This window comes from Eubacterium sp. 1001713B170207_170306_E7 (assembly GCF_015547515.1).
In the GTDB taxonomy this organism is placed as follows: domain Bacteria; phylum Bacillota; class Clostridia; order Eubacteriales; family Eubacteriaceae; genus Eubacterium.
Window position 1 is genome coordinate 13,966 of the sequence record NZ_JADMVE010000003.1, and the last position, 13,434, is coordinate 27,399.

General features: G+C 51.5%; 16 protein-coding genes. 15 read left to right on the forward strand and 1 reads right to left on the reverse strand.

Going from position 1 to position 13,434, the window contains the following annotated elements:
* Positions 1-222: 222 nt before the first annotated feature.
* The 9 genes from ylxM to I2B62_RS08105 all read left to right on the forward strand — a co-directional run bounded on the left by ylxM (position 223) and on the right by I2B62_RS08105 (position 7,615).
* Complete coding sequence (gene ylxM, locus I2B62_RS08065) at positions 223-588, forward strand: YlxM family DNA-binding protein (protein ID WP_074618623.1); 366 nt, start codon at positions 223-225, stop codon at positions 586-588.
* An 8-nt stretch (positions 589-596) separates the two neighbouring features.
* A complete protein-coding gene (gene ffh / locus I2B62_RS08070) occupies positions 597-1,943 on the forward strand; it encodes a signal recognition particle protein (protein ID WP_195268469.1) in 1,347 nt (448 codons plus the stop codon).
* 48 nt (positions 1,944-1,991) lie between these two features.
* Positions 1,992-2,237: a 30S ribosomal protein S16 gene (gene rpsP / locus I2B62_RS08075; RefSeq protein ID WP_058695241.1), complete on the forward strand. Its 246-nt coding sequence runs from the start codon at positions 1,992-1,994 to the stop codon at positions 2,235-2,237.
* A 15-nt stretch (positions 2,238-2,252) separates the two neighbouring features.
* Positions 2,253-2,483 (forward strand): KH domain-containing protein, encoded by a 231-nt coding sequence (locus tag I2B62_RS08080; protein ID WP_013381181.1) that lies wholly within the window; start codon positions 2,253-2,255, stop codon positions 2,481-2,483.
* Positions 2,484-2,611: 128 nt separating this feature from the next.
* Positions 2,612-3,130 (forward strand): ribosome maturation factor RimM, encoded by a 519-nt coding sequence (gene rimM, locus I2B62_RS08085; RefSeq protein WP_195268470.1) that lies wholly within the window; start codon positions 2,612-2,614, stop codon positions 3,128-3,130.
* Positions 3,127-3,816, forward strand: a complete 690-nt coding sequence (gene trmD, locus I2B62_RS08090) for a tRNA (guanosine(37)-N1)-methyltransferase TrmD (RefSeq protein WP_195268471.1) — start codon at positions 3,127-3,129, stop codon at positions 3,814-3,816. Before rimM ends, trmD begins: the two co-directional genes overlap by 4 nt.
* Positions 3,817-4,151: 335 nt before the next feature.
* Complete coding sequence (locus tag I2B62_RS08095; RefSeq protein ID WP_195268472.1) at positions 4,152-4,814, forward strand: Crp/Fnr family transcriptional regulator; 663 nt, start codon at positions 4,152-4,154, stop codon at positions 4,812-4,814.
* 188 nt (positions 4,815-5,002) lie between these two features.
* A complete protein-coding gene (locus I2B62_RS08100) occupies positions 5,003-6,202 on the forward strand; it encodes an MFS transporter (RefSeq protein WP_195268473.1) in 1,200 nt (399 codons plus the stop codon).
* A gap of 18 nt (positions 6,203-6,220) precedes the next feature.
* Complete coding sequence (locus I2B62_RS08105; RefSeq protein WP_195268474.1) at positions 6,221-7,615, forward strand: uroporphyrinogen decarboxylase family protein; 1,395 nt, start codon at positions 6,221-6,223, stop codon at positions 7,613-7,615.
* A gap of 415 nt (positions 7,616-8,030) precedes the next feature.
* On the opposite strand, the gene I2B62_RS08110 is transcribed toward I2B62_RS08105, so the two are convergent.
* Positions 8,031-8,936 carry a DMT family transporter gene (locus tag I2B62_RS08110; RefSeq protein ID WP_195268475.1) on the reverse strand — a complete coding sequence of 302 codons (906 nt, stop codon included), beginning with the start codon at positions 8,934-8,936 and terminating at the stop codon, positions 8,031-8,033.
* A gap of 242 nt (positions 8,937-9,178) precedes the next feature.
* Here I2B62_RS08110 and I2B62_RS08115 point away from each other — a divergent pair, with 242 nt between their 5' ends.
* Genes I2B62_RS08115 through recO form a run of 6 tightly spaced genes read left to right on the forward strand, consistent with a single transcriptional unit; the run spans position 9,179 to position 13,425 of the window.
* Positions 9,179-9,808 carry a histidine phosphatase family protein gene (locus I2B62_RS08115; RefSeq protein ID WP_195268476.1) on the forward strand — a complete coding sequence of 210 codons (630 nt, stop codon included), beginning with the start codon at positions 9,179-9,181 and terminating at the stop codon, positions 9,806-9,808.
* A gap of 17 nt (positions 9,809-9,825) precedes the next feature.
* Positions 9,826-10,827 carry a PhoH family protein gene (locus I2B62_RS08120; RefSeq protein WP_207735974.1) on the forward strand — a complete coding sequence of 334 codons (1,002 nt, stop codon included), beginning with the start codon at positions 9,826-9,828 and terminating at the stop codon, positions 10,825-10,827.
* Between the two features lie 35 nt (positions 10,828-10,862).
* Complete coding sequence (gene ybeY, locus I2B62_RS08125) at positions 10,863-11,333, forward strand: rRNA maturation RNase YbeY (protein ID WP_243259466.1); 471 nt, start codon at positions 10,863-10,865, stop codon at positions 11,331-11,333.
* 28 nt (positions 11,334-11,361) lie between these two features.
* Positions 11,362-11,739: a diacylglycerol kinase family protein gene (locus tag I2B62_RS08130; RefSeq protein ID WP_195268477.1), complete on the forward strand. Its 378-nt coding sequence runs from the start codon at positions 11,362-11,364 to the stop codon at positions 11,737-11,739.
* A 21-nt stretch (positions 11,740-11,760) separates the two neighbouring features.
* The gene (gene era / locus I2B62_RS08135; protein ID WP_195268478.1) at positions 11,761-12,675 is read left to right on the forward strand and encodes a GTPase Era; all 915 of its coding nucleotides are present in this window, start codon (positions 11,761-11,763) and stop codon (positions 12,673-12,675) included.
* A gap of 3 nt (positions 12,676-12,678) precedes the next feature.
* Positions 12,679-13,425 (forward strand): DNA repair protein RecO, encoded by a 747-nt coding sequence (gene recO, locus I2B62_RS08140; protein ID WP_195268479.1) that lies wholly within the window; start codon positions 12,679-12,681, stop codon positions 13,423-13,425.
* Positions 13,426-13,434 lie beyond the last annotated feature (9 nt).

The window sequence follows — 13,434 nt, forward strand, 5'->3', positions numbered from 1 at the left end:
AAGGTTAAGGTACAAATCCGCTATGCGGATTTGATTTTAAATCGAATTTGTCAAAGCAAATTCCTTCCAAAACCTTCCACCCTCAACTTTACACCTTCCACCTGTTTACCCTGTCAAGTTTTTTTCTTGACAAAGGCGAAAAAAGCTTGACAAGCGGATTGAAAAACCTTAAAATAAGTAAGTGCGTAAAGGGAAGAGACTTTACGCGCTGTGAAGGTGCTTATGGAAAAGAACGTATTAGAGCGGTTACTCTTTGATTTCTATGGAGAATTGCTGACAGACAAGCAGAAAATGATCATGGATTATTATTATAACGATGATTATAATCTGGCCGAAATCGGCGATGTGGTTCATGTCACAAGGCAGGGCGTCTACGATGTCGTCAAGCGTTCGAAAGCGCAGATGCAGGCCTACGAGGACAAGCTGAAGCTGGTGGAACGGTTTTTAAAAAGCCAGGAGCTCATCGACGGCGTGATCCTCGAGCTGGAAGCGCTCCTCGCGACCGAGCTGGTCACAGGGCATCCGGCCCTGGGTAGCGAGCTGACAGCCATCAAAGAGAAAATGAACAGAATTAGCGAAGATTATTAGGTGATATCATGATTTTTGAAGGCTTGAATGAAAAATTTCAAAACATCTTCTCAAACTTAAAACGCAAGGGCAAGCTGAGCGAAGCCGACATCAAGGCCGCCAGCCGCGAAATCAAGCTGGCACTTTTGGAAGCCGACGTCAACTTTAAGGTCGTCAAGCAGTTCACAAAAGCTGTGAGCGAGCGCGCCATAGGCGAGGAGGTCTTAAAATCGCTGACCCCGGGACAGCAGTTCATCAAAATCGTCAACGACGAGATGACCAAGCTGCTGGGCGGTGAGCTCCAGAAAATGGCATTTGTGGACCAGGGCATCAACATCTTTATGATGGTCGGGCTCCAGGGGGCGGGTAAAACCACCACCGCGGCCAAAATCGCAAACCTTCTGCGCAAAGAAAAGAAGCTTAAACCACTGCTCGTGGCCTGTGACGTCTACCGTCCCGCGGCCATCGACCAGTTAGAAATTCTGGGCAAGGAGCTGGACATTCCCGTTTACCTGAACAAGGACGAGAAGGACCCCAGAGTCATTGCCAAAAAGGCCCTGGAATTTGCCGAGGCTGAGGGTTACGACCTGGTGATCATCGATACCGCCGGGCGCCTCCAGATCGACGAAACCCTGATGAACGAGCTGGTCGACCTCAAGGCGCTGCTCGAACCAACCGAGATTTTGCTGGTGGTCGACGGCATGACCGGTCAGGAATCCGTGAACGTGGCCGATGAATTTAACAAACAGCTGGAAATAACCGGCGTTGTACTGACCAAACTTGACGGGGACACCCGGGGCGGGGCGGCACTGTCCGTCACCTACACCACCGGAAAGACCATCAAATACATCGGGACCGGCGAAAAGCTGACCGATATCGAGCTTTTCTACCCCGACCGCATGGCCAACCGTATTCTGGGCATGGGCGATGTCCTGTCACTGATCGACAAGGCACAGAACATGATCGACGAGGAAAAGGCCAGGGCGCTCGAGGAAAAGCTGAGGACGCAGGAATTTGACCTCAACGATTTCTTAGACCAGATGCAGCAGCTTCAGAACATGGGCTCCATGAGCGAGCTGATGGAAATGGTGCCAGGCGTCAACAAAAAAATGCTGAAGAGCATGAACATGGACGCTGCCGAGGGACAGACCAAACAGACCGAGGCCATTATCCGCTCTATGACGCCCGAGGAAAGGCTGAAGCCCGGAATCATTAACGGCAGCCGCAGAAAGCGCATCGCGCTGGGCAGCGGCACCACCGTCTCCGACGTCAACCGGATGCTCAAAGGCTTTGAGCAGACTAAAAAGATGATGAAGCAGATGGGTGCCATGCAGGGCAAGGCCAAAAAAGGACGGTTCAAGCTACCGTTTATGTAAGCTTTTAGATAAATTAATTTAGCAATTTCACAGAAAGGGGGAAATAAAATGGCAGTTAAAATCAGATTAAAAAGAATGGGTAAAAAGAAAAAACCTTTCTATAGAGTCGTTGTTGCGGACATCCGCGCACCAAGAGATGGTAAATTCATCGAAGAAGTAGGTTACTACAATCCATGCGTAGAACCCGCAGAGTTAAAGCTGGACGCAGAAGCCATCAAAGGCTGGTTAGCCAACGGCGCAAAGCCGACGGACACCGTTCAGGCATTACTGAAAAAAGAAAATATCATTGGATAGTCCAGGAGAGTGGTAATGAAAAAGCTTGTAGAAATCATTGCTAAAGCGCTGGTCGATCATCCGGACGCAGTTGTCGTCAACGAAATTGACAAGGAACAGAGCATTGTTCTGGAGCTCAAAGTCGCCGACGAGGACATGGGTAAGGTGATCGGCAAGCAGGGCCGCATTGCCAAGGCAATCCGTACGGTTCTCAAAGCAGCGGCTACAAAAGACGATAAACGCGTTGTACTGGAAATTGTTCAATAGAGAAAAACGGGATTGTTCAAAAGTGAACGGTCCCTTTTTTGATACCAAGGGCCAAAAGGGCCTGTGTTTCACGCTCGTGTGAAAAAACGGGACTTTTGCCCCCGATAGCGTATTTTAATTTGGAGGAAATGATGAAAAAAGAAACCATGGTGATCGGTAAAATCCTTGGCGCCCACGGCATCCGCGGCGAGCTCAAGGTCTACCCGCTGACCGATGATCCCGGCCGGTTTTACGGGCTGGACACCGTCTATGTGCAGGACGGGCAGAAGCAAGAGTGCTGCGAGGTGGAGCTGGTGCGCCTGCACAAGGGCAACGTGCTCCTGACCCTGAAAGGCGTGAGTGACCGCAACCAGAGCGAAAAGCTCATTGGCCGCACTGTTGCTGTAGACCGTGAGGACGCAGTGGCCCTGGAGGAGGACGAATATTTTATCGAGGATATGATTGGCCTGGAAGTCTCAGACCCGGACGGCGCGCCCATCGGTGTTATAAAGGACGTGATCCAGACCGCCGGCAGTGTGGATAATATCGAGATCAAAACCCCGGAAAAGCTGGTCTACGTCCCGGCGCGCAAAATCTATTTCCTGAAAGTGGATTTAGAGGCAGGGCGCATCACCGCCGACATTCCAGAGGAACTGATGAACCTATGAAATACTATTTCCTGACCCTGTTTCCGGGGCTCATTCACCAGTACTTCGGAGACAGCATGATGAAGCGGGCTGTGGACAGCGGCGTGGTGGACTACGCGGTCATCGATATCCGGGATTACTCGGGCAACAAGCACAAAAAAGTGGATGATTACCCCTACGGCGGCGGCGCGGGCATGGTCATGGCCGCCCCGCCCATCGCCGCGGCCCTTAAAAGCATCGAGGGCAGCGCCCATTATCCGGTCATCCACCTGAGTCCGGGTGGCAGGATCTTCACCCAGCAGGAGGGCGAGGCCCTGTCAGAGGCGGAGGGGCTGATCTTTATCTGCGGCCACTACGAAGGCATTGACGAGCGGTTTATCCAGGCCTATGTCACCGACGAGTACTCCATCGGGGACTATGTGCTCACCGGCGGCGAGCTGCCGGCCCTCACCATGGCCGACTGCATCGCCAGGCACCTGCCCGGCTTTCTGGGCAACAACGAGAGCCTGAGCGAGGAATCCTTTGAGAACGGTCTGCTGGAATACCCCCAGTACACAAGGCCGCCGATGTTTGAGGGCCGCGAGGTGCCCCCGGTGCTGCTCTCCGGCAACCACAAAGCCATCGCCGACTGGCGCCACGAGCAGGCCGTCGAAAAGACAAAAGCCCGGCGTCCCGATTTGTACGAGAAGTGGAAGCGGAAGCAGTAAAAAGAGAGAAAAAAGATGGAGTGCTTTTTGGGCGCTTCGTCTTTTTTGTTGTGGCGAGCTGCGAGGCCGCGCCTTTCACCTAAGTAAAGAAAAGTCGTCCTGCGGCTACATCATTTGGACTTGGATCAAGCTGGGGCCTGTTATCTCACGGGTGACCGGCTGTTCCGGTCAATTACCGCGATTCCAGATCGTATTCGTCAGCGCCTGGATACTTTTCTTTGTCTGGATGAAAGGCAGAGCCTCGCACCCCGTATCTCCCCATATCTCCCCGTATCCATTCCGCTTTCTTTCTGCTATAATAAAATAAACACTGCAACGCAGAGAGGGAGGGGCTCATGGATAAACCAGATTTTATCAATGATGATTTTTCGGAGTTTGAGGATTTTCTGATAGGGGAGGAGCATGGAATCATCCGGCGCAAAAAGGGCGAGGTGCTCAACGGCGCCGGCGACGTGTTCGACCGTTATTTTTACGTTTTGGAGGGGGCGGTCCGCTCCTTTTATTTTCATGAGACGGGCAATGTCCGCACGGTGCTCACCTATTACGGCAAGGGCGCGCTTTTTCCACTGTACTGCCCAAGCGCTTCAGTCTTTGAAATGGCCACCAGCTTTGTGGCCGATACCGACACGGTACTGCTGACCCTGGCGCCAGAAGTCATGGACCGCTGCGTCAACGGCAGCGCCAGCTTTAACCGGGCCATGTACCGGTGCTATAACCGCATGCTCAACCAGATTCTGGGCGAGCTGTCCGACCGGATCTACCTGTCTGGTATGCAGGTGCTCAGCCGTTTCCTGCTCCGCACCTACGAGGAAACTCCAGGGGAGATTCTGTTCTGTACCCAGGAGGATATTTCCTCCCACATAGGCATCACCCGGTCCAATACAGCCCGCTATCTGAAAAAACTGCGGGAGGAGGGCGCCCTGGAAACCGGAAGAAACCGTATAATCATAAAAAATATTGAAAAAGTGCGCGAATGCAGCGAGATTAAAGAAGATTAATCATAAAAAACAGAAAAATTTTGAAAAAAAGATCCTTTATGTCTCATATGAGACAAAAGGGTCTTTTTTTACGTGCTATAATGCCCATAGAAAATACAATCATCATTCTAAATTTAGTTTGGCCAGTAAATTCGGAAAATAAAGAGGTTGTATTTTAAGAAGATCTTCTTTTCCAAAATGAGGGGAAAATGAAAAAAACAAAGTATTTAGCGGGATTTGTTCTGTTTGCGGCCTGTGTCGCCAATTTTTCGCCAAATTATTCCCAGTACCAGCTGTCGCCCCTGGCGTCCCAACTCATGGAAATGTTCAGCATGACGCCGTCTCAGTTCAGCAGTATTTTTACAGCTGTCATGATGCCGGCCATTTTTCTGAGCCTGGTCGCCGGGATACTGGCAGACCGCTTTGGCTTAAAGCGGGTGGTAGGTTTCGGCCTGGGCTTCACCGCCCTGGGCACTTGCCTGCGGATCTTTGCCGGCAGCTACGGCACCCTGGTGGTGTTTATGTTCATGACCGGGATCGGGGCCACACTCCTGAACGCCAACGGGGCCAAGTTTATCGGCAGCTACTTTCCGCCTGAGAAGAACGTGACCATGATGAGCATCTTTCAGGCCGCTGCCACACTGGCGATGGCAGTGGCCATGGGCACCACCAGCCTTTTTCCGTCTGTCAGCAGCGCCTTTGTGTTTGCGGCCGGCATCAGCCTGGCGGCCCTGATCCTGTGGCTTGTCTTTGCCAGAGACCCGAAGCAAGAGGCCAGCGCCGGGGTGGCAGAGCTGCCCAGGGACACAATCGCAGAGGCCATGAGGATCGTTGTCCGGAACAAGTACGTCTGGCTGACGGCCTTCTGCCTTATGGGCATTATCACCAGCGCTACAGCCATGAACGCCTTTTTGCCCACCGCCCTTGCCGAGCGCGGCATCGACGCCGTGCAGGCTGGTGTGGTGGCCTCCTTTATGACCATCGGAAATCTCTGCGGCTGCCTGGCAGTGCCCTTTATCGCCAACCGCTTGGGGAAGAACAAACCCGTTCTGGCCGCCTGCGCCATCATTGCCGCAGTGGGGTCAGCCTTTGCCTGGCGGGCGCCCGAGGGGCCGCTGCTTATTGCCAGCTTGTTTTTAACCGGCGCCTGCCTCAGCGGTATGGTACCGCTGCTCATGCCCATTCCAGTTCAGATTAAGGAAATCGGGCCCCTGTACGGCGGTACGGCCGGCGGCTTTGTCACCACCATCCAGCTGCTGGGCGTTGTGCTGCTGCCCACCTATGTCCTGACACCGCTGGCAGGGGGGAACATGACCCTGTACTACCTGCTCTGCGGCCTGTGCGTGTGCATGTCCATCGTAACGGCCTTTTTTCTGCCCGAGTTCGGCAGAAAAGCGATTTCTAAATAAAATAGAGAGAGAAATAATATGAATAACAATCAATCAGTCAAAGAATTACAGGAAGAACGCTGCAAGGATTTCAGCGATTTTTATCAGAACCGGATGCCCAAAAAGGTACCCCTGTCCATGGTCCTGCCCTTTCACCTTATGGCCGAGTATGGCCGCCAGAACCCTTTTGATTTCCAGTACGATTACAGCTGCCTGCGTGAGCCTTTGCTGGCTCTGGCCGACCAGGTTTATTCGGATGGCTGTATCAGCTTTCCAGTCAACCTGACCACTGGCCGCACGCCGCTGATCTATCAGCTCCTGGGCTCCCAGTCCTTTGTCATGGGCAGAAACGGCTTCGTGCAGCACCCCGAGGTAACCGGCATGAACGATGACGAATACCCCCAGCTCATTGAGGACCCCTTCACTTTTCTGGTGGACAAAGTGATCCCGAGACAGTACCGGAATCTGGACTTTAAGAATGAGCCGGTCAAGGCCATGCAGCGCTTTAACATGGCCCAGAAAGCCCTGGAGGAGGATACCCTGGCGTCATTGCCCTGGTTTATGGAGCTTATTGAGACCAAGGGCTACTATCCCGGCGCGCCCTTGGGCTCCTCAGGCTTCTGCGAGGCTCCCTTTGATTTCATCGCCGACCAGCTGCGCAGCTTCAGCGGCGTGAGCATGGATATCCGCCGCCACCGCGCCCAGCTCAGGGAAGCCTGCGAGGCCGTGCTGCCCCTGATGTTTTACTGGGGCCTGCCCGAAGCGCCCCATCCCGAGGGCAGTGTGATTACCCCGCTGCACATGCCTACCTTTATGCGTGAAAAAGACTTTGAAGCGCTGTGGCTCCCAACCTACAAGACCATGCTGGAACAGTTCGCCAGCAAGGGCGTGCGGGTCATGGCCTTCTGCGAGGACGACTGGTCCCGCTACCTCGACCACCTGCGTGAGCTGCCCGCCGGCACCCACCTCATGTTTGAATATGGCGACCCCAGAGCCATCAAGGACAAGCTGGGCGACAAGTTTATCCTCCACGGCCTGTACCCGATCTCACTCATCAAGCAGGGCACCCGGGAAGAATGTATTGACAAGGCCAAGGAACTTCTGGACATCATGATGCCCGGCGGCGGCTACGTCTTTGGCTTTGACAAGGATCCGCTGACCTTGGGCGACATCAATCTGGAAAATTACATCGCAGTGGCAGAGTTCGTGCACGAGTACGGCACGTATGAAAATTTCGGACAGCCCTTTGGCATGCCCTTGAACAGTGAGGGCTTCACCTTTGACCCGGCCATCATGAAGCCTGTAAAATCTAGGTGTCTGCTGACATGGGAGGACTTTAAAGCAGAAAATCCCCTGGCCCCAGAAAGCGCCCGTCCTCGGGTAGAAAAATACAGTAAGCAGTTCTTTGACGGGATCATGGACCTGCTGGTATAAGAAAAAGACGACGTGCCGTTTTGGCAGGTCGTCTTTTTTAGTTTGGCAAAGCCTTACAATCTCGCTTCACCCCTTTCCTCTATAAAACATTGGCGTGTAACGGATACCGTCGCTCAGCTGCTTGGGGCTGTGGAGTTGGTGATCTGGGCAGCATGTATTATAATAAATCCATAAGGTTGAAAAGAAGACAAAAGAAAAATTTAAATCAACAGCAGTCCTTGTATTAAAACCTGTGAATTTGCCGATATCAGTAAATTTATCAGTTTGATCAACACAATTGGCAGTGTCGGTAATCTGATTAGCCGAAGTTGGGTTGGGCCTCAGAAGCATTGAATACTCTGACCAGCAGTTTGATTATAAGAAGATATTGAGTTGAACTCAAATAAAAAACGAACATTGTTTGAGACTTCGTTTTTTATTCAGGGCTGTCTTTTACTGTGTTGTGTCGCAGAAAAGCCCATTTGGTCTCTGCGGTAATAACGCCGAGAAAAATGACAACACAGCCGATGGCCATCATCAGCGTAAAACGATCACCCAGCAGAATGATGGAGAAAATACTGCCAAAGACGGATTCCAGGCTCATGAGAATGGCCGCATGAGTCGAGCTGGTGTACTTCTGGGCCACTGTCTGGAGCAGGAAGGCCAGGAAGGTGCTGAACAAGCCCAGATAGACGGCGTTAAGCCAGCCCGAAGGAGTGATGGCAGTGGTTAGCTCTCCGGAGAAAATGACATAGAGCAGCGATGCCAGCGCCGTGAAGCCCAGCTGGATAACCGTCAGGGCAATGGGGTTGTGATCTTTTGAGAACACGCCTACCGAGACAATGTGGCAGGCAAACAGGAAGGCACACAGCAAGGTGAGCCCGTCGCCTGCGCCAAAGCTGAAGCCAGTGCTAAAGTCTGTTGTCAGCAGGGTAATGCCCAGCAGCATAATAAAGGCCGCGGCAAAATTATAACGGTCTGGACGGTGCTTCTTCACCGCCCAGAAGATAAAGGGAACCATCACCACATTGGTGGCGGTCAGGAACGCCTGCTTACCGGCCTGAATAAATTGTAGGCCGATGGTCTGGGCCGCAAAGGCTGTAAACAGGAAGAATCCGATGATGCACCCGGCCTTGAGTGTGTCCTTCGAGATCCTCCTGAGATGCTTGAAAAAGACAATAAATGCTATTAGAAAGGCCACTGTAAAACGGATGGCCATCACCATCATTGGGGTGGTGGCGGCAATGGCGTTTTTGGAGGCCACAAAGCCCGTCCCCCAGACAACCGCCACTACCAGTAACCCAAGATCCGCCATCAGACCTGTTTTCTTTGTTTTGTCCATGAAAAGCTCCTTTCTGAGATATAAGGATTATTATAATAAAAATACATTTAAAGCACAAGTGAAACCTTGAAAAATTGAAAATAAATTTTAAAAATGCATTATTTATGAATAAATATACGAAACGAAAGGGTGCTTTTCAGGTGGAGGCTGGTAAAATTTAAAAATTCCTGGTTCCTACCTTTTACTATTTTGTAAAATCGTATATAATGGATATAAATAATTATGTATACGTCAGGTGAAGAATGAAATATATTTTAGTAAGACACGTAGAAACCTTTGGAAACGCCGAACACCGCCTCAACGGCCATACCGAATCCGACTATACGGCCTTCGGGGCCAGGATGAAGGAAATGCTGGTGGATAAGCTGGTCGCTCTGAACGAAAAAATTCCCTTTGATGAAATTTATGTGAGCCCCATTTCAAGGGCGTATAAAATTGGAGAGGCAGTGGCAGAGCGCCTGGACAGGCCTTTTACACCAGACGACCGTCTTAAGGAATTTAACTTTGGTATTTTTGACGGGTTGACCGCCGACGAGGCCATGGCCCTGGACAAAAAAATGTGGGATGCCTGGATGGATGACTACAACCACGTCACCCTGCCCGGGGGCGAAAACTATACCGATTACCACAACCGCATGAGTGCTTTTCTGGCTGAACACGCTGAGGCTCACGCGGATAAAAATGTGCTTATTGTGGCCCATGGCGGTACGGTGCACAGTCTGCTGGTCAACCTGCTGGATCTGCCTCTTCAGTCGAAATGGCATTTTAACATCAGGCTTGGCAGCATTACCGTGGTGGACTGCCCAGAGGGTTTTGGCATGCTGGAGGCGCTTTACACACCCGATTATGACAGTATTAAACTAAATCCGTAAAATATCAGGAGGTTCATTTGGAAGAAATCACAAAGGACATTATGATTGAATCGCCGGAGACTATGTCAAAGGTTTTTGGCAAATATGACGAAAATATCAAGCTCATTGAGGAGCACTTAAAGGTCGACGTCATGGTGCGCGACGGCGCACTCAAAATCTGCGGCGAAGGCAGGCGGGTGGATGCGGCGGTAAGGATCATCGAGGAAATGATCCGCACCATCGTGGGCCAGGGCGGCATTACAAAGGATAATACCGAGTATATCCTCACGCTCCAGTCCAAGGGGCTGGAGCGTGAATACAGCGCCCTGAACGATGACATCATCTGCTACACCATGCGAGGCAAGCCCATCCGAAGCAAAACCCTGGGCCAGAAGCGTTATATCGACGCCATCCGCCATAACGACATTGTTTTTGGCATTGGCCCGGCAGGTACAGGCAAAACCTATCTGGCCATGGCCATGGCTATCACTGCTTTTAAAAACGGCGAGGTAGATCGTCTGATTCTGACCCGTCCGGCGGTGGAAGCCGGTGAAAAGCTGGGTTTTCTGCCAGGCGATTTGCAGGACAAGGTCGACCCCTATCTGCGGCCGCTGTACGATGCGCTGTTTGAAATCATGGGGGCCGAAGCCTTTGAAAAGAATATGGAAAAGGGGCTCATCGAGGTGGCGCCGCTGGCCTACATGCGTGGGCGTACACTTGAAAATGCCTATATTATACTGGATGAAGCTCAGAACACTACGCCAGAGCAGATGAAAATGTTCCTGACCCGCTTTGGCCAGGGCTCTAAAATCGTGGTGACCGGGGATATTACCCAGATCGACCTGCCCGGCGGCAAACGTTCCGGCCTTAAGGAGGTCCGTAAGATTCTGCGCGGCATTCAGGACATTGCCTTTATCGAGTTCTCACAGGACGATGTGGTGCGCCACCGTCTGGTTCAGCGTATTATCGAGGCCTATGACCGGAACGACAAGGCGAAGGAGAAAAAGCTCACGCTTGAGCTGGCTGAAAAGCCAAATTAAAATCATCAGGGCGTTAAGAAGAAGGAGAGAAAAAATTGCCATTAGAACTTAATTTGGAAATTGACAATCGGAGTGAGGTCGAGCTTGACGCATCGGTCTACGAAAAGGTTGAGGAGTACATTTTAATCACGCTTCAGCAGGAGAATGTCCTGGTGCCCTGCGAGATTAGCTTTTCGCTGGTCGTGCCTGAGGAAATTAAGGAGCTTAACACTGAGTATCGGGGCATCGACAAGGAAACTGATGTGCTGTCCTTCCCCATGCTGGAATTCCCGGAGGATGAGGATATGATCACTTATGAGACTGGGATACCGGTCATGCTGGGGGACATCGTCATCTCAACCACACGGGCGGCAGAGCAGGCGGAGGAGTATGGGCACAGTCTGGAGCGTGAGATCTGCTACCTGAGTGTGCACAGCGTGCTGCACCTGTTAGGCTATGACCACATGGAAGAAGACGAAAAAAGAGTGATGCGCGCCCGCGAAAAAGCCATTATGGGCGACGACTGACCGTTTTTCAGTTAAGGGGGAGAGAAAAATGCGCCGACGTTTAACAAGCAGTTTTGGGTACGCATTTGAGGGTATTAAATATGTATTAAAAACGCAGCCCAATATGAAGATACACAGTGTCATCGGCCTGTTTGCCATACTGGCTGGCTTCTTTTTCAAAATATCGGAGACCGAGTGGCTGGCCATTGTCATTGTGATCGGCTTTGTGCTTATTTTAGAGGTGGTCAACACTGCGGTCGAGACGCTGGTAGACCTCTACACCGAGGAATACCACCACCTGGCCAAGGTCTCCAAAGATACGGCCGCCGGCGCGGTACTGCTCATGGCTATTGTGTCTGTGGTAGTGGGGCTGATCATTTTTCTGCCAAAGATCTGGACCATGATCGCGCCACTTATCTTTAAGTAAAACAAAAGTAAAGGAAAATTTATGCAGGAAACGAAAAGTACAGAACAACCATTTAAATCAGGCTTTATCAGCATTATCGGCCGTCCCAACGTGGGAAAGTCCACGCTGCTTAACAGCATCATGGGCGAAAAGCTGGTGATCACGGCTAACAAGCCTCAGACCACGAGAAACGCCATCCGCTGTATCCACACCGACGCGGACAGCCAGATGGTTTTTATCGACACACCGGGCATGCACAAGCCCAAGAACAAGCTTGGGGATTTTATGCTCAAGTCCGCTGAAGACACCATCTCCGACGTGGACGTGGTGCTCTTTTTGGTGGAGCCTGAAGACAGGATCGGCCCGGGAGACCAGTACATTCTGGATAAGCTCGCGGGCAGCCGGACACCGGTGATCCTGATCATTAACAAGATCGACACCGTGCCCAAGGAAGAACTGCTTAAGACCATTGCGGCCTATCAGGGCTATACCTTCCTGGACAGCATTATTCCTGTCTCGGCCTGGAATGGCGATGGGGTACAGGCGCTTCTGGCGGCCATTAAAAAGCATCTGGAGCCAGGTCCCATGTACTTTCCGCCGGATATGGTGGTGGATCAGTCCGAGCGCTTTATTGTGGGTGAGCTGATCCGCGAAAAGGTTCTGCATCTGCTCAAGGATGAGGTGCCCCACGGTGTGGCGGTTGAGGTTACAAAAATGAAGGCGCGTGAGGATAAGAACATTGTCGACATCGACGCTACCATTTTCTGTGAGCGCAAAACCCACAAGGGGATTCTGATCGGAAAGCAGGGCTCCATGCTCAAAAAAATCGGAACCTACGCCCGAAAGGATATTGAATTCTTTTTAAAAACCCCGGTCAACCTTCAGCTCTGGGTCAAGGTAAGGGCAGACTGGCGCGAGAAAACCTACGACCTTAAGGATCTGGGATATACCGAGTAGCCTATGGCACTGGTAAAGACGAAAGGCATTGTGATCCGCGAGCAACCCTTTCAGGAGCAGGACAAGATTCTTACCCTTTTTACCGAGGAAGAGGGAAAGGTTAAGGCCATCGCCAAGGGGGTAAGGCGGAACCGCAGCCCGCTGGTGGCAGCGACCCAGCTCTTTGCCTACAGCGAGTTTGTCTACTATCCCGGCAAAAATTTTGCAAATATCAATCAGGCCAGCCTCATACAGTCCTTTTATCCGCTGCGCAACGATCTGATAAAGATGTCGCTGGCTTCCTACGTTTTGGAGTTGCTGGACGCCTTTTACGATTACTACCAGGGGAATAAGGCTGTACTGCGGCTGGTGAATTTTATTTTGTTTTACATTTCGGAGGATAAGAGCCAGAGCAACGAGGCGCTGGTCGCCGCCCTTCAGCTAAAGCTGACAGAGGTGCACGGCATACGGCCGGTTTTTGACATCTGCGCGCTTTGCGGCAGTACCGAACATTTAATGTATTTCAGTATTGAAAATAACGGCGTTTTATGCGAAAATTGTCATCGGACAGAAGGCTATAGCTACCGCCTTACCCCGGAGGTGCTCACGGAGATGGTCTATCTCCTCGTCACCCCCATCAAGGCGATAAGACAGCGGGCGTTTGACAAAACGCTGGTACGGCGCATCATGGATATGATGAACCACTATATTTCTTACCAGCTGGCGAAAAACCTCAAAACCTATGACTTCTACCGGGACTTAAATTTATAAGGAGGAACA

Coding starts and splice junctions, on each gene's coding strand:
- ylxM (WP_074618623.1), top strand. CDS start 223: ATGGAAAAGAACGTATTAGAGCGGTTACTCTTTGATTTCTATGGAGAA.
- ffh (WP_195268469.1), top strand. CDS start 597: ATGATTTTTGAAGGCTTGAATGAAAAATTTCAAAACATCTTCTCAAAC.
- rpsP (WP_058695241.1), top strand. CDS start 1,992: ATGGCAGTTAAAATCAGATTAAAAAGAATGGGTAAAAAGAAAAAACCT.
- I2B62_RS08080 (WP_013381181.1), top strand. CDS start 2,253: ATGAAAAAGCTTGTAGAAATCATTGCTAAAGCGCTGGTCGATCATCCG.
- rimM (WP_195268470.1), top strand. CDS start 2,612: ATGATGAAAAAAGAAACCATGGTGATCGGTAAAATCCTTGGCGCCCAC.
- trmD (WP_195268471.1), top strand. CDS start 3,127: ATGAAATACTATTTCCTGACCCTGTTTCCGGGGCTCATTCACCAGTAC.
- I2B62_RS08095 (WP_195268472.1), top strand. CDS start 4,152: ATGGATAAACCAGATTTTATCAATGATGATTTTTCGGAGTTTGAGGAT.
- I2B62_RS08100 (WP_195268473.1), top strand. CDS start 5,003: ATGAAAAAAACAAAGTATTTAGCGGGATTTGTTCTGTTTGCGGCCTGT.
- I2B62_RS08105 (WP_195268474.1), top strand. CDS start 6,221: ATGAATAACAATCAATCAGTCAAAGAATTACAGGAAGAACGCTGCAAG.
- I2B62_RS08110 (WP_195268475.1), bottom strand. CDS start 8,936: ATGGACAAAACAAAGAAAACAGGTCTGATGGCGGATCTTGGGTTACTG.
- I2B62_RS08115 (WP_195268476.1), top strand. CDS start 9,179: ATGAAATATATTTTAGTAAGACACGTAGAAACCTTTGGAAACGCCGAA.
- I2B62_RS08130 (WP_195268477.1), top strand. CDS start 11,362: ATGCGCCGACGTTTAACAAGCAGTTTTGGGTACGCATTTGAGGGTATT.
- era (WP_195268478.1), top strand. CDS start 11,761: ATGCAGGAAACGAAAAGTACAGAACAACCATTTAAATCAGGCTTTATC.
- recO (WP_195268479.1), top strand. CDS start 12,679: ATGGCACTGGTAAAGACGAAAGGCATTGTGATCCGCGAGCAACCCTTT.